At 56.9% G+C, this 14,026-nt stretch carries 15 protein-coding genes; 8 read left to right on the top strand and 7 right to left on the bottom strand.

Annotation, left to right across the window (positions count from 1 at the left end):
* Positions 1 to 74 precede the first annotated feature (74 nt).
* From NR302_RS02510 to fepD, 3 genes are read right to left on the bottom strand one after another with little or no spacing between them, the layout of a single operon-like run.
* The gene (locus tag NR302_RS02510; RefSeq protein ID WP_258144463.1) at positions 75 to 872 is read right to left on the bottom strand and encodes an ATP-binding cassette domain-containing protein; all 798 of its coding nucleotides are present in this window, start codon (positions 870 to 872) and stop codon (positions 75 to 77) included.
* Positions 869 to 1,852 (bottom strand): iron-enterobactin ABC transporter permease, encoded by a 984-nt coding sequence (fepG, locus tag NR302_RS02505; RefSeq protein WP_258144462.1) that lies wholly within the window; start codon positions 1,850 to 1,852, stop codon positions 869 to 871. Before fepG ends, NR302_RS02510 begins: the two co-directional genes overlap by 4 nt.
* Entirely contained in the window at positions 1,849 to 2,838 is a 990-nt protein-coding gene (fepD, locus tag NR302_RS02500) for a Fe(3+)-siderophore ABC transporter permease (RefSeq protein WP_258144460.1), read from the bottom strand. Before fepD ends, fepG begins: the two co-directional genes overlap by 4 nt.
* A 141-nt stretch (positions 2,839 to 2,979) precedes the next feature.
* Here fepD and entS point away from each other — a divergent pair, with 141 nt between their 5' ends.
* Positions 2,980 to 4,230, top strand: a complete 1,251-nt coding sequence (entS, locus tag NR302_RS02495; protein ID WP_258144458.1) for an enterobactin transporter EntS — start codon at positions 2,980 to 2,982, stop codon at positions 4,228 to 4,230.
* Here entS and fepB read toward each other — a convergent pair.
* Positions 4,225 to 5,190 carry a Fe2+-enterobactin ABC transporter substrate-binding protein gene (gene fepB / locus NR302_RS02490; protein ID WP_258144457.1) on the bottom strand — a complete coding sequence of 322 codons (966 nt, stop codon included), beginning with the start codon at positions 5,188 to 5,190 and terminating at the stop codon, positions 4,225 to 4,227. The genes entS and fepB overlap by 6 nt on opposite strands.
* Positions 5,191 to 5,366: 176 nt before the next feature.
* Between fepB and NR302_RS02485 the strand changes: the two genes are divergently transcribed.
* From NR302_RS02485 to NR302_RS02465, 5 genes are read left to right on the top strand one after another with little or no spacing between them, the layout of a single operon-like run.
* Positions 5,367 to 6,548, top strand: a complete 1,182-nt coding sequence (locus NR302_RS02485; protein ID WP_258144456.1) for an isochorismate synthase — start codon at positions 5,367 to 5,369, stop codon at positions 6,546 to 6,548.
* A 10-nt stretch (positions 6,549 to 6,558) separates the two neighbouring features.
* Complete coding sequence (locus NR302_RS02480; RefSeq protein ID WP_258144455.1) at positions 6,559 to 8,175, top strand: (2,3-dihydroxybenzoyl)adenylate synthase; 1,617 nt, start codon at positions 6,559 to 6,561, stop codon at positions 8,173 to 8,175.
* An 18-nt stretch (positions 8,176 to 8,193) separates the two neighbouring features.
* Positions 8,194 to 9,048: an isochorismatase gene (locus NR302_RS02475; protein ID WP_091003749.1), complete on the top strand. Its 855-nt coding sequence runs from the start codon at positions 8,194 to 8,196 to the stop codon at positions 9,046 to 9,048.
* Entirely contained in the window at positions 9,045 to 9,803 is a 759-nt protein-coding gene (gene dhbA / locus NR302_RS02470) for a 2,3-dihydro-2,3-dihydroxybenzoate dehydrogenase (protein ID WP_154154497.1), read from the top strand. Before NR302_RS02475 ends, dhbA begins: the two co-directional genes overlap by 4 nt.
* A gap of 3 nt (positions 9,804 to 9,806) precedes the next feature.
* Positions 9,807 to 10,223: a hotdog fold thioesterase gene (locus tag NR302_RS02465; protein WP_179451889.1), complete on the top strand. Its 417-nt coding sequence runs from the start codon at positions 9,807 to 9,809 to the stop codon at positions 10,221 to 10,223.
* Positions 10,224 to 10,263: 40 nt separating this feature from the next.
* Here the strand turns inward: NR302_RS02465 and cgtA are convergent, their stop codons facing one another.
* From cgtA to rplU, 3 genes are all read right to left on the bottom strand, one after another.
* Positions 10,264 to 11,439, bottom strand: a complete 1,176-nt coding sequence (gene cgtA, locus NR302_RS02460) for an Obg family GTPase CgtA (RefSeq protein WP_258144453.1) — start codon at positions 11,437 to 11,439, stop codon at positions 10,264 to 10,266.
* A 249-nt stretch (positions 11,440 to 11,688) separates the two neighbouring features.
* Positions 11,689 to 11,946 carry a 50S ribosomal protein L27 gene (gene rpmA / locus NR302_RS02455; RefSeq protein ID WP_007886647.1) on the bottom strand — a complete coding sequence of 86 codons (258 nt, stop codon included), beginning with the start codon at positions 11,944 to 11,946 and terminating at the stop codon, positions 11,689 to 11,691.
* Positions 11,947 to 11,961: 15 nt separating this feature from the next.
* A complete protein-coding gene (gene rplU, locus NR302_RS02450; RefSeq protein WP_007886644.1) occupies positions 11,962 to 12,273 on the bottom strand; it encodes a 50S ribosomal protein L21 in 312 nt (103 codons plus the stop codon).
* A gap of 253 nt (positions 12,274 to 12,526) precedes the next feature.
* On the opposite strand from rplU, the gene ispB reads away from it, so the two are divergent.
* Both ispB and NR302_RS02440 read left to right on the top strand, forming a co-directional pair.
* Positions 12,527 to 13,498 carry an octaprenyl diphosphate synthase gene (ispB, locus tag NR302_RS02445; protein ID WP_061718262.1) on the top strand — a complete coding sequence of 324 codons (972 nt, stop codon included), beginning with the start codon at positions 12,527 to 12,529 and terminating at the stop codon, positions 13,496 to 13,498.
* A gap of 234 nt (positions 13,499 to 13,732) precedes the next feature.
* Positions 13,733 to 14,014: a helix-turn-helix transcriptional regulator gene (locus tag NR302_RS02440; protein WP_258144452.1), complete on the top strand. Its 282-nt coding sequence runs from the start codon at positions 13,733 to 13,735 to the stop codon at positions 14,012 to 14,014.
* Positions 14,015 to 14,026: the final 12 nt, after the last annotated feature.

Below are 14,026 nucleotides of genomic sequence, written 5' to 3'. Positions count from 1 at the left end.
GGTCGCCATTAATGGCGACCCTACGCAGGGCCGGTACGATTTTGTAGGGTCGCCATTTATGGCGACCTCCTCAATTATCCCCCACGTCCCAGCGGCACAATCATCGGCGTATGCGCCACCGGGTCTTCCACAATAACGCAGCGCAAACCATACACCTGCTCGATCAACGCGGGCGTCACGATCTCCGACGGCTTCCCTTCGGCAACGATCTTGCCGTAACGCATCGCTATCAAATGCGTGGCATAGCGACAAGCGTGATTGAGATCGTGCAGCACCACTACCAGCGTACGACCATGCTGCTGATTAAGATCCTGCATCAATTCCAGCAGCTCAATTTGATGGGTGATATCCAGCCAGGTCGTCGGTTCATCCAGCAGCAATAGCGGCGTTTCCTGCGCCAAAACCATGGCAATCCACACGCGCTGACGCTGACCGCCCGATAGCGTATCCACCGACTGCTGCGCCAAATCAGCCACGCCGGTGGCGCGCATCGCGTTCTGCACCGCCGCTTCATCTTCCGCACGCCAGCGCCCAAACAGCGCCTGATGCGGATAGCGTCCGCGCGCCACCAGCTCGGTGACGCTAATGCCCGCTGGCGCGTTGGAACTTTGCGGCAGCAGGCCCAGACGCCGCGCCACCTCTTTAGTGGGATAACTGGCAATGGCCGCGCCATCCAGCAACACCTCACCTTTCAGCGGCGTATGCAGGCGACTCAGTGTACGCAGCAGCGTCGATTTGCCGCAGGCGTTGGGGCCGATAATCACCGTCAGCTCACCTTGCGGAATCGCCACCGACAGATTCTCTGCCACCACCTTTTTATCGTAGCCCAGCGTCAGGCCATCGCCGCGCAGACGTGAAGGGATCTCGGTCATTGGCGTCGCGCCTCCCGCACCAGTAAAGCAATCAGATAAAGTCCACCGAGAATGACGGTAATCACGCCAACCGGTAATTGATAAGGCAGGAATAAGTGCTGTGCGGCGAAGTCTGCGGCAATCAGCAGCAGCGCGCCGCACAACGCCGCCAGCGGCAAGGCACCTTTGACACCGCCGCCGAGGCGACGGGCAATCTGCGGCGCCAGCAGCGCGACAAACGAAATCGGCCCAACCAGCGCGGTAGACGCCGCCGTGAGCACCACGCCAATCAGCATTAGCCACATGCGGCTGCGCTCCACCGGCACGCCAAGCGCGCAGGCGGTATCGTCGCCCATCTCCAGCAACCGCATCCGCCGCGCCAGCAGCGCCATCAGCAGTAACGCCAGCAGCAGCACCACAATCACCGGCGGCGTTTTCGCCCAGGTAATGCCGTTGAGCGATCCGGCGCTCCACAAGCCCGCACTCAGCGCCGACTCCAGCGAAGCGCTGATAATCAGCCATGAGTTCAACGCCATCAGCAGCGCTCGCACGCTGATGCCGACGATAATCAGGCGGAAGGTTTCCACGCCGTTGCGCCAGGCAAATAGATAAACCAGCGCCGCCGTGGCAATACCGCCAATCAACGCTGCGCCAGTCATCGCTGTGACGCTTTGATTGAACAGCACCAGCGCCACCAGCACGCCGCTGTAAGCGCCGGTGTTGAAGCCAAGAATGTCTGGACTGCCGAGCGGATTGCGCAGCAGCGACTGGAAAATCGCGCCGCTGATGCCTAACGCCGCACCAATCAACAGCGCCATCAGCACACGCGGCAAGCGCCACTCCAGCACGATCAGTTTGACGTTGCTGGCGCCCTGCCCGAGCAGAATTTGCCAGATCTGTTCACCGCTAATCTGCAATGCGCCGCGCGTCATCGCCAGCCAGGCAAGCAGAGCGCAGGCGCACAGCAGCCAAAGCGTATGAAGCCAGACACGACGCGTCATAATGCACCCCGACCCAATTTACGGCGCACCAGCACAATTAGCATCGGCGCACCGAGCATCGCCGTAACGATGGAAACCCGCAGCTCGCCCGCCACCAGCAGGCGGCCAAGAATATCGGCGGCAAGCAGCAGAATCGGCGTGACCAGCGCGGTCGCGGGCAGCATCCAGCGGTGATCGTTGCCCACCAGCCAGCGGGCAAAGTGCGGCGTCATCAAACCAACAAAGGCAATCGGGCCCACCGCCGCCGTGGCTGCGCCGCACAGTAGCGCAATCGCCAACAGGCCAAGCAGTTGGGTGCGCGCCACTCGCGTACCGAGCGCGGTCGCCATGTCGCCGCCCATACTCAAACTGTTCAGCGCCTGCGACAGCGCAATGGCCACCACGCTGCCGATCAGCACCGCCGGGAACAGCGTGCGCAGCGTAGAGAAGTTGCGAATATCCAGCGAACCGCTGTGCCAGAAGCGCAGATGATCGTAGATGTCAGGATTAAGCAGCGACAGACCAGAGGTTAATCCATCCAGCACCGCGCCCAGCGCCACGCCGGCCAGCGTCAGACGCACCGGATTGACGCGCCCGCCGCCAATCGCGCCGGTCATCGCCACCAGCACGGAAGCCAACAGCGCGCCGCCAAAGGCGAAGCCGAGCCAATCCACCGGCGAGTCAGCACCGAACAGCGCAATGCCAATCACCACCGCGAAACCGGCTCCGGCGTTAACGCCAAGAATGCCGGGATCGGCCAGCGGATTGCGCGTCAGGCTCTGCATCAACGCACCAGCAATGCCCAGCGCCACGCCCGCCAGTAAACCGGCCAGCGTACGTGGCAGGCGCGCGTCACGCACAATGACGCACTCCGCGCTGTTACAGGAGGTGGTAAGCGAATGATAAACATCGGGAAGCGGTATCGATTTTGCCCCCAGCATTAAGCTGAGCGCGATGAGGAGCAAGAGCAGAATCCCTGAGCCTGCTAATGCACGAATCTGGCGCATAGCGTTCTAAACCTTCACTGTTCAACGTCGTCGCATGCGCGATGTAACTTGATAATGGTTATCGTTATTACTCGCGTTTAGCTATGTTACCATGACTCGCCTCGCGGACGATGAGGAAAATTGGTGCAATAAGGCGAACACATGAACAAATCTTCCCACTTTATCGATCTCTCGCTGCTGAAAACCCATCCGGCTTTTCGCGCGGTGTTTATCGCGCGTTTTATCTCGATTGTCGCGCTCGGCATGCTCGCCGTGGCAGTGCCGGTGCAGATTCAGCACCTGACAAATTCACCGCTGCTGGTGGGATTGGCGGTGACGCTGGCCGCTGCAGGCATGTTTATCGGCCTGCTCACCGGCGGCGTATTGGCGGATCGCCATGAACGCAAAAAGCTAATTCTGTTTGCCCGATCGACCTGCGGCTTAGGTTTTATCGCGCTGGCCATCAACGCCGCGCTGCCAGAACCCTCTTTGATCGCGGTTTATCTGCTCGGTTTCTGGGATGGCTTTTTCGGCGCGATTGGCGTGACCGCGCTGCTGGCCGCGACGCCCGCGCTGGTCGGCAGGGAAAACATTATGCAGGCGGGCGCCATCACCATGTTGACGGTGCGCTTCGGCTCGATTTTATCGCCAGCGATTGCCGGTCTGGTGATTGCGCATGGCGGCGTAACCTGGAACTACGCCCTCGCCGCCTTCGGCACTTTGCTTACCGTGTTAACGCTGCTGAAATTGCCGACCTTGCCGCCTCCGCCGCAGCCGCGTGAACATCCGCTGAAATCCCTCGCCGCTGGCGTGCAGTTTCTTTTCGCCAGCCCGATTGTCGGTATGGTGGCGCTGATTGGCGCATTAGTGACGCTGGCCAGCGCGGTGCGCGTGCTCTATCCATCCCTCGCGCCGCATTGGTCAGTAAGCGCGGACCAGCTTGGCCTGATGTACGCCGCTGTGCCGCTTGGTGCGGCGATCGGCGCATTCACCAGCGGTAAACTGAAACACGCCGCGCGTCCCGGACAGCTGGTGCTCGGCAGCGCGATTGCCGCGTTTATCGCGCTGGGTTTGTTTAGCCTGATGCCGAACCTGCTGCTGGCGCTCGCCTGTTTAGTCGCCTTCGGTTACTTCAGCGCCATCAACAGCCTGGTGCAGTACGCGATGATTCAGGCATTAACGCCGGATCATCTGTTAGGCCGTATCAACGGCTTGTGGACCGCGCAGAACGTGACCGGCGATGCGATTGGTGCGGCGGTGATTGGTGCGATGGGTTCATGGTTGCTGCCACCGCAGGCCGCCGCCGTATTTGGCTTTGCGGCGGCGCTGCTGGGCATATTGATGTGGTTGGTGATGGGCCGTTTACGTCGTTACCATCCACCAGCGCCAGAGCTGGCGGAAAAGGCATCATGATTTAACGAACAGCTTTTCCAGACGCGCCAGCAGATTGCTGGCGCTGTAGTAATCGAGACGGAACGAATCGACGCCCAGCTCGTACACCTGCTTGTTCTGTACGGCGGCGTTTTGCGCGAGGAATGGATTGCTCAACACCGATTGGGTGGTTTTATCGTCAGCGGCAAACAGCAGGAAAGTTTTCCCGGTCAGGCCGCTGGCAACGCTTTCGCCCGACAGCTGAATGATATCTTTGCGCTGCCCCATGCTGTGGCCCTGCTCAACCGTCGCCGGTGGCGTTGCCAGGGTGAAGCCAAGTTGTTCCAGCAGCTTGCCCTGCGCCGAGGCTGCGGTCCACAGATTGACCGCGCGCCCGCCGCCGTTCCACACCATAGCGGAGACCGGCTGCGGTGGCAGCGTGATGGCTTTTTTCAACGCCGCTTCACGATCGTCGAAAGCTTTAATGCGCTGCGCCGCCTGCGCTTCGTGGCCGCTCGCCTTGCCTAACAGCGTGACAACATCTTGCCAGCTTTTGTCGTCGTAATTGACCACCAGCGTCGGTGCAATAGCCGAGAACTGTTCGGCGAGTTTAATGGCAGAATCGTTGCCGGTAGCGCTGACGATGATCAGATCCGGCGCTTGCGCGGCAACCGCTTCGGCATTGGGTTCACCGATATACAGACGTTGAAGATGCTGCTTTTTGGCAACATCGCTCCACTGACGGAAGAAACCCTGATCGTCAGCCAGGCGACTGTTCGGCGCGGTCGCGCCGGAAGCGATGACCGGCGCATCAATGGCCAGCAGCGAGCCGGTCAGCGTAACGCTGGTCGAGACAATGCGCTGCGGCGCATGGTTGAGGGTGATCGATCCGTTGGCGCCCTGCACGGTGCGCGGCCAACCTTGTTCAGCGTGGGCGATGCTGGTGAAAATCTGGAAAACACATATAAGGGCTGCAATGCCCCAAAAACCGCATTTATTCATAAGTTTTGGTCCACTTTTTAGCATATTGCCCTGCTTAGCGTCAGCGCCTGATTACGTTTAAACGCAGCTGAAATCCCGCGAATGGATTGACACCTTTGCCCAATCGACGTAGGTTACAGGCCCATAATAAAAATGATAATCATTCTTAATAATCTTATCATTTATAGGTGAAAATTATGGTGGAATCTTCCACGTTTGAAAATGCCTGGCTGAAGGATTATTCCGCGCTAAGCCGTGGTTTCCTCTTTACCTCGCCGTGGCGTAGTTTGGCAACGCAAGGATGCTATACCACCATTACCGCGCCGGTGCATGACGCCGCGTCGCTGGACGGTGATTTCCAACAACAGCTGCGTCAGCATTTTGCGACGGCGAAAAAACAGGGCATCGACAATCCGATTCTGGTCGGCGCGATCCCGTTTGACGTCAGCCAGCCGGCTGCGCTGTTTATTCCTGAAACCTATCAGACGTTTAACCGCGCCGACCTGCAAAGCGCGCTGCCGCAAAACGTCAGCGATCTGCCGCAGGTGCGTCGCCGCGCAGCGATACCGGACCACGACGTATTTACCACCATGGTGGCCGATGCGGTGGCGGCCACGCAGCGCGGCGATCTGGATAAAGTGGTGCTGTCGCGTCTGATGGATATCGTCACCGAACAGCCGGTTGATACCGCCGCACTGATGCAGCGCGTGATTGCGCAGAACCCCAATAGCTACCATTTCCATCTGCCGCTGCCGCAAGGCGGTGCGCTGATTGGCGCCAGTCCGGAGCTGATGCTGCGCAAACAGGGGCGCGATTTTAGCTCTTGTCCGCTGGCGGGCTCGGCGCGGCGTAATCATGACGATGCTCAACAGGATCGTGCTGCGGGCGATACGCTGATGGACTCCGGCAAAGATCGTCATGAACACAAACTGGTGACCGATGCGATGCGCGACACCCTGCAGCCGCGCAGCCGTTTGCTGTTGGTGCCAACCATTCCATCACTGATCACCACCGCCACGCTGTGGCATCTCGCCACGCAAATTGACGGTGAAGTGCAGGATGAGCGCGAAAATGCGCTGTCGCTGGCTTGCCTGCTGCATCCAACGCCAGCGTTGAGCGGCTTCCCGCATCAGCGCGCGCAGCAGCTCATTCAGCAGCTGGAGCCTTTTGATCGCCAACTGTTTGGCGGCATCGTCGGCTGGTGCGATAGCCAAGGCAACGGCGAATGGGTCGTCACCATCCGCTGCGGCACCGTGCAGGGTACGCGCGTGCGCCTGTTTGCTGGCGCGGGCATTGTCGCCGACTCCCAACCCGAATCAGAGTGGCGTGAAACCGGCGTGAAGCTGGACACCATGTTGCGCGCCTTTGGACTGCAATAAAGGAAAGAGCATGAGCATTCCCTATACTCGCTGGCCGGACGATCTGGCTGCGCGCTACCGCGAAAAAGGTTACTGGCTGGATGTGCCGATGACCGACATTCTGGCGCGTCATCAGCACAATGATGCCATCGCGGTGATTGATGGCGATCGTCAAATCAGCTATCGCGAAATGGATGTGCTGAGCAGCAACCTGGCCGCCGCGCTGCAGCGTCGTGGCCTGCAAAACGGCGATACGGCGCTGGTGCAGCTTGGCAACGTGGCTGATTTTTATGTCACGGTATTTGCGCTGTTTAAGCTCGGCGTGGCGTCGGTATTCGCGCTGTTCAGCCATCAGCGTACCGAGCTGAGTGCCTATGCGGCGCAGATCGAACCTAAGCTGCTGATTGCCGATCGCACTCACGCGCTGTTTGCTGACGATAGCTTTATCAGCACGCTATGCGATGCGCAGCCTTCACTGCAGCAGGTGATTCTGCGTAATGACAATCAGCCGGAAAACACGCTGGAATCCTTGATGGCTGAAGCTGCGGGTGATTTCGTCGCCACGCCAACCGCCGCCGATGAAGTGGCGTTTTTCCAGCTCTCTGGCGGCAGCACCGGCACGCCGAAGCTGATTCCGCGCACCCACAACGACTATTACTACAGCATTCGCGCCAGTGATGAGATCTGTGAAGTCACCGCCGATACGCGCTATCTCATCGCCCTGCCCGCACCGCATAACTTCGCTATGAGCTCACCGGGCTCGCTCGGCGTATTTTATGCCGGTGGTCAGGTGATTCTGGCCGCCGATCCCAGCGCCACGCTCTGTTTCCCGCTGATCGAGAAGCATCAGGTCACCGATACCGGTTTGGTGCCGCCGGCGGTGAGCTTGTGGTTACAGGCGATTCAGGAATGGGGCAGCAATACACAGCTGGCCTCGCTGCAGCGTATTCAGGTGGGCGGCGCCAAACTGGGCGAAACCCTGGCGGCACGTATTCAGCGCGAAATCGGCTGTCAGCTGCAACAGGTGTTCGGCATGGCCGAAGGTTTGGTGAACTACACCCGCTTTGGTGACGATGAGAAAATTATTCTCACCACGCAAGGCCGCCCGATCTCTGAAGATGATGAAGTGTGGGTCGCCGATGAGCACGGTAATGCGCTGCCAACCGGCACCATCGGTCGCCTGATGACGCGCGGACCCTATACCTTCCGTGGCTACTACAAGAGCCCGGAACATAACGCTGCCAGCTTCGATACCAACGGATTTTACTGTTCAGGCGATCTGATTGAGATCGACGCGCAGGGCTACATCACCGTGCAAGGGCGCGAAAAGGATCAGATCAATCGCGGTGGCGAGAAGATCGCCGCGGAAGAGATTGAAAATCTGCTACAGCGCCATCCAGATGTCATCCACGCTGCGCTGGTGTCAATGAACGACGAACTGATGGGTGAAAAGAGCTGCGCCTTTATTGTCGCCAGCCAACCGATTAAAGCAGTGGCGCTGCGTCGTCACCTGCGCGAACTGGGCGTGGCCGAGTTCAAATTACCTGACCGTATTACCTGCGTAGATGCCCTGCCGCTGACGCCTGTCGGCAAGGTGGATAAAAAACGTTTACGCCAACAGCTTGCCGATCAACAAGCGCAAGCCTGACCTGTTCCGGAGATTGTAATGGCTATTCCAAAACTGAACTCTTATGCGCTGCCTGCAGCGACTGAACTGCCAACTAACAAAGTAAAGTGGGCGGTTGAACCTCAGCGCGCCGCGCTGCTGATTCACGATATGCAGGCTTATTTCCTTAATTTCTGGGGCGAGAACAGCCCGCTGGTAAATCAGGTGGTGGAAAACATCGCTCGCCTGCGTGCTTACTGCAAAGCGCAGGGCATTCCGGTGTTCTACACCGCTCAGCCGAACGAGCAGAGCGATGCCGATCGCGCGCTGCTTAACGACATGTGGGGACCGGGCCTGAACAAACATCCCGATCAACAGAAGATCGTTGATGCGCTGGCACCGGATCAGGACGACCAGGTTCTGACCAAATGGCGTTACAGCGCTTTCGTACGATCACCGCTGGAATCGATCCTGCAGGAGATGGGCCGCGATCAGCTGATCATCACCGGTGTGTACGCACATATCGGCTGCCTGACCACCGCGACTGACGCCTTTATGCGTAATATCCAGCCATTTATGGTGGCGGATGCGCTGGCCGACTTCACGCGTGAAGAGCACATGATGGCGCTGACTTACACTGCGGGTCGCAGCGGTAAAGTAGTAATGACCGCCGATCTGATGCCGCTGCCGTTGAGCAAAGATGATCTGCGTGCGCTGATTCTGCCGCTGCTGGAAGATGACGATGTGCCAGCAGATGACGAGAACCTAATCGATTACGGTCTGGATTCGGTACGCGTGATGGCGCTGGCGGCGCGCTGGCGCCAGGTGCACAGCGACATCGACTTCGTCAGTCTGGCAAAAAATCCGACCATCGATGGCTGGTGGGCGCTGTTATCAAGGGTGCCGACGAAATGAGTGCGACGTTCGATTTTAGCGGCAAGATTGTCTGGGTGACCGGCGCGGGCAAAGGGATTGGTTATCACACCGCGCTGAGCTTCCATCAGGCGGGCGCGCAGGTTATTGGCTTCGATCTGCGTTTTGATCAAACCGATTATCCGTTCGCCACGCAGGTGCTGGATGTAGCGAACGCCGCCGAGGTGAAAGCGGTTTGTCAGCGTTTGCTGGCGGACCAGCCACGTCTCGATGTGCTGGTGAACGGTGCCGGCATCCTGCGTATTGGTAGCACCGACGAACTGTCGTTCGAAGATTGGCAAGCGTGTCTGGCGGTGAATGCCGGCGGCGCGTTCAACATGTTCCAGCAAACCTTGCCGGTGTTTCGCCAGCAGCGGGCGGGCGCGATTGTCACTATCGCCTCCAATGCCGCGCATGCACCGCGTCTTGGCATGTCCGCTTATGGCGCTTCCAAAGCCGCACTGCGCAGCTTGTGTCTGACCGTGGGTTTAGAGATGGCGCCGTTCGGCGTGCGCTGCAATATCGTCTCGCCAGGTTCCACCGATACCGATATGCAACGCAGCCTGTGGCATACGCCAGAAGCCGAGCAGGAGATGATTAATGGTTTCCCGGATCAGTACAAGCTGGGGATCCCGTTGCGTAAGATCGCGAAACCGCAGGAGATCGTCGCGAACGTGATGTTCCTCGCTTCGGATCTTGCCAGCCACGTAGTACTGCAGGATATTGTGGTCGACGGTGGCGCAACGCTAGGATCCTAAGTGATGGCAATCTGGAAACGATCGGTCGATCTTGAAACGCTGAATAAGATGGGTGAGAACTCGCTGGTGGCACACCTTGGTATTGTGTTTACCACTATCGGCGAAGATTACCTCGAAGCCACCATGCCGGTGGATGCCCGCACGCAGCAGCCGTTTGGCCTGCTGCACGGCGGTGCTTCGGTGGTGCTGGCGGAGTCGATGGGATCGATCGCCGGGTATCTCAGCATCGAAGAAGGCAAAAGCGTGGTGGGCATTGAGGTGAGTGCTAGCCACCATCGCGCGGTGAGCAGCGGTGAAGTGCGCGGCATTTGTCGCCCGCTACACCTTGGTGCGCGTAATCAAAGCTGGCAGATCGAGATTCGTAACGCCCGCGATCAGCTGTGCTGCACCTCGAGATTGACGGTGGCGGTGCTGGGTTAAGAAATAAAAAAAGCGGCCTTCTGGCCGCTTTTTTGTGCGATTAACGCTGGTAAATGATTTCGACGCCTTCGTCGTCTTCTTCGTCCCAGTCGTCATCCCAATCGTCGTCTTCTTCCACTTCCTGCGCAGTTTCCATGGCTTCACGATGATAATCATCCCACATGAAGGCCACTTTCTCTGGCTCTTTAGCTTCTTCTTCGGCTTCTTTTGGATTTTCGATGATAAAGCTCATCACATCCCAGCAAAGATCTTTCACGCCATCATGGCTAGCCGCAGAGATTAGGTAATATTTTTCTTCCCAGCCTAATGCTTCCACTACCGCTTTGGCACGGCTTTCCGCTTCTTCGCGGCTCAGCAGGTCACATTTGTTGAACACTAACCAACGCGGCTTCTGGAACAGTTTATCGCTGTATTTCTCCAACTCGCCGAGAATGATGCGGGCATTTTCAACCGGATCAGATTCATCGATAGGAGCAAGGTCGATCAGGTGCAACAGAACGCGACAACGCTCAAGGTGCTTCAGGAAGCGAATACCCAGACCTGCGCCATCCGCTGCGCCTTCAATCAGGCCAGGGATATCAGCGACAACAAAACTCTTTTCGTTGTCCATGCGGACTACGCCAAGGCTTGGCACCAGCGTAGTAAACGGATAATCCGCAACTTTTGGTTTCGCCGCGGAAACCGAGCGAATAAAGGTCGATTTACCGGCATTCGGCAGACCCAGCATACCAACGTCAGCCAGCAGCATCAGTTCCAGTTGCAGGTCACGCTTCTCGCCCGGTGTTCCCATGGTTTTTTGACGCGGGGAACGGTTAACCGAGGATTTAAAGCGCGTGTTACCAAGGCCATGCCAGCCGCCTTTCGCCACCATCAGCTTCTGCTCATGACGCGTCATGTCGCCCAGCGTTTCGCCTGTGCCCTGGTCAATTATGCGGGTACCGACTGGCACTTTAACGATGATGTCTTTACCACGTTTACCGGTGCAATCACGGCTTTGGCCATTCTGGCCACGTTCGGCACGGAAAGACTTTTCAAAGCGATAATCGATCAGGGTGTTGAGGTTTTCATCCGCCAACAGATATACGTCGCCGCCGTCGCCGCCGTCGCCGCCATCAGGGCCGCCTCTTGGAATATATTTTTCACGGCGGAAGCTTACGCAACCGTTGCCGCCATCACCCGCGACCGCAAGGATCGTCGCTTCATCTACAAACTTCATTTTATTTCTCCGTCACGCTGTCGTTCACGGCAGCTTGCAGGCCGCAAACGGGTCCGCCAGGGTCTTCTGCGCTGACCGACGGCGGATAATACAAGATTGGCAAAGCCAAGAGTACATAAATTGTACAACAACTGTGCTAAAGCGTAACTGTTATCCAGCAAGCTCAGTAGCAGAATGTAAAAAGCCCCGCAAAGCTGCGGGGCCTTTCATTCGTGTATTCAGACGTTAGACGTCTGCAGCACGACAACCTTACTCAGCAACGATGCTGATATATTTACGGTTGTTCGGGCCTTTAATCTCGAATTTTACTTTGCCGTCTGCGGTGGCAAACAGGGTGTGGTCACGACCACAACCTACGTTGCTACCTGCGTGGAATTTGGTGCCACGCTGACGAACGATGATGCTACCTGCCAGAACAGATTCGCCACCGAAACGTTTTACACCCAGACGTTTTGCGTTGGAGTCGCGACCGTTACGGGTCGAGCCACCAGCCTTCTTATGTGCCATTTGTCAGATCTCCTCTTACGCGCCGATCACAGTGATTTTCACATCTGTGAACCACTGACGGTGACCAGCTTGCTTACGGTAGTGTTTACGACGACGAAACTTAACGATTTTAATTTTCTCGCCACGACCGTGAGCCACAACTTCTGCCTTGATCACACCGCCTGAAACCAGTGGCGCGCCGATTTTCACGTCTTCGCCATTTGCGATCATCAGAACCTGGTCAAACTCAATGGTTTCACCGGTTGCGATGTCCAGCTTTTCCAGGCGAACGGTCTGACCTTCGCTTACTCGGTGTTGTTTACCACCACTTTGGAAAACCGCGTACATATAAAACTCCGCTTCTGCGCGTGCCTTTCTTGTTCATCAGGCGGCGCGATAAATATTCACAATAGGGCGCGAATTCTACGCAATACTCCAGCAGAAGACAAGAGCACTTTGCACTCTCTTGCAGAAAAAAAGCGCAAGGCGAATGCAAACGTTTCGCAACCCGATTTTTCAAGTACAATCAGTAACAGATTACCTGAACTCACGCTGTTTAAAGCGCTTACCATGCAAAAAACGAGTAAAGCTGAAAAGACGAATGAACTTAGAACAGATTAATGAATTAACCGCGCAGGACATGGCGGCCGTCAACCAGACCATCCTCGAGCAGCTGAATTCAGAAGTCTCACTGATTAACCAGTTGGGCTATTACATTATCAGCGGCGGGGGCAAACGCATCCGTCCGATGATCGCTGTGCTGTCGGCACGCGCGCTGAATTATCAGGGATCGTTGCACATCACCAATGCGGCGCTGATCGAATTTATCCATACGGCAACGCTTCTGCACGATGATGTGGTGGATGAATCCGATATGCGCCGTGGCAAAGCCACCGCGAACGCCGCGTTTGGTAATGCGGCTAGCGTGCTGGTGGGCGATTTTATTTATACGCGCTCATTCCAGATGATGACCAGCATGGGATCCTTGAAGATCCTGGCGCTGATGTCGGAAGCGGTCAACGTGATCGCCGAAGGGGAAGTGCTGCAGTTAATGAACTGCAACGATCCCGACATCACTGAAGAGAGCTACATGCGGGTGATCTACAGCAAAACCGCCCGCCTGTTCGAAGCTGCTTCGCAAGCATCGGCGATTTTAGCTGATGCGTCGCCAACGCAGGAAAAAGCGCTGCAGGATTATGGTCGCTATCTTGGCACCGCTTTCCAGTTAATTGATGATTTGCTGGATTACAGCGCGGATGGCGAAACGCTGGGTAAAAATACCGGTGATGACCTGAGCGAAGGCAAACCGACGCTACCGCTGCTGCACGCGATGCACAACGGAACGCCTGAACAGGCGCAGATGATCCGTAAAGCCATTGAAGAAGGTAACGGTCGTCACCTGCTGGAACCGGTGCTGGCTGCAATGCAACAAACTGGCTCGCTGGAATGGACGCGCAAACGTGCTGAAGAAGAGGCGGATAAAGCTATCTCAGCACTGCAAGTATTACCCGAAAGCCCGTGGCGCAGCGCACTCGAAGCGCTGGCGCACATGTCAGTACAACGCGACTTCTGATTTTAACGGGGCCTGCATTGGTCCCGTTTCCTTTCTCACTCTTCTCCCCTTTCACTTACATCCCTTGCATTGCTTTTGCGAAAAGTGACGCAGTTTCGTGCGCCGTTCAAACATTTACTGGAAATTAACTGGAAACATTTGCTATAAAAATGCGGGTTTTTTCCAGATATCTCTGCAACGGGAAAGCTTTTTCAGCGGAGATGAAGTAATAACACGGACACGGAGAAGAAAGTTATGTACCCAAGGAAAGTGGATTGGCACCCGGCAGATATCATTGCTGCATTACGTAAGAAAGGCACATCACTGGCAGCGCTGTCACGTGAATCAGGGCTTAGCTCGTCAACATTGGCCAATGCGCTATCGCGCCCCTGGCCCAAAGGCGAATGGCTAATCGCCAATGCGATCAAGGTGCATCCGGCAGAGATCTGGCCGAGCCGATATTATGATCCTTTTACCGGCCTACTGATGGATCGCAAAAAGCGCATACGATCGACCACGGATCGTAAAAAGATCTGACCATACTGCAGA

Origin of the sequence: Pantoea sp. SOD02, from assembly GCF_024707505.1 — a bacterium.
GTDB lineage: Bacteria > Pseudomonadota > Gammaproteobacteria > Enterobacterales > Enterobacteriaceae > Pantoea > Pantoea symbiotica.
Note: the sequence above shows the minus strand (reverse complement) of the source record. Positions and strands in the feature narration are given on the sequence as shown.

What these genes read in the sequence shown, in the direction of transcription:
- NR302_RS02440 (WP_258144452.1), top strand. Translation starts at nt 13,733, where the DNA reads ATGTACCCAAGGAAAGTGGATTGGCACCCGGCAGATATCATTGCTGCA.
- NR302_RS02475 (WP_091003749.1), top strand. Translation starts at nt 8,194, where the DNA reads ATGGCTATTCCAAAACTGAACTCTTATGCGCTGCCTGCAGCGACTGAA.
- entS (WP_258144458.1), top strand. Translation starts at nt 2,980, where the DNA reads ATGAACAAATCTTCCCACTTTATCGATCTCTCGCTGCTGAAAACCCAT.
- fepG (WP_258144462.1), bottom strand. Translation starts at nt 1,852, where the DNA reads ATGACGCGTCGTGTCTGGCTTCATACGCTTTGGCTGCTGTGCGCCTGC.
- NR302_RS02465 (WP_179451889.1), top strand. Translation starts at nt 9,807, where the DNA reads ATGGCAATCTGGAAACGATCGGTCGATCTTGAAACGCTGAATAAGATG.
- rpmA (WP_007886647.1), bottom strand. Translation starts at nt 11,946, where the DNA reads ATGGCACATAAGAAGGCTGGTGGCTCGACCCGTAACGGTCGCGACTCC.
- NR302_RS02485 (WP_258144456.1), top strand. Translation starts at nt 5,367, where the DNA reads ATGGTGGAATCTTCCACGTTTGAAAATGCCTGGCTGAAGGATTATTCC.
- dhbA (WP_154154497.1), top strand. Translation starts at nt 9,045, where the DNA reads ATGAGTGCGACGTTCGATTTTAGCGGCAAGATTGTCTGGGTGACCGGC.
- NR302_RS02480 (WP_258144455.1), top strand. Translation starts at nt 6,559, where the DNA reads ATGAGCATTCCCTATACTCGCTGGCCGGACGATCTGGCTGCGCGCTAC.
- NR302_RS02510 (WP_258144463.1), bottom strand. Translation starts at nt 872, where the DNA reads ATGACCGAGATCCCTTCACGTCTGCGCGGCGATGGCCTGACGCTGGGC.
- rplU (WP_007886644.1), bottom strand. Translation starts at nt 12,273, where the DNA reads ATGTACGCGGTTTTCCAAAGTGGTGGTAAACAACACCGAGTAAGCGAA.
- fepD (WP_258144460.1), bottom strand. Translation starts at nt 2,838, where the DNA reads ATGCGCCAGATTCGTGCATTAGCAGGCTCAGGGATTCTGCTCTTGCTC.
- fepB (WP_258144457.1), bottom strand. Translation starts at nt 5,190, where the DNA reads ATGAATAAATGCGGTTTTTGGGGCATTGCAGCCCTTATATGTGTTTTC.
- cgtA (WP_258144453.1), bottom strand. Translation starts at nt 11,439, where the DNA reads ATGAAGTTTGTAGATGAAGCGACGATCCTTGCGGTCGCGGGTGATGGC.
- ispB (WP_061718262.1), top strand. Translation starts at nt 12,527, where the DNA reads ATGAACTTAGAACAGATTAATGAATTAACCGCGCAGGACATGGCGGCC.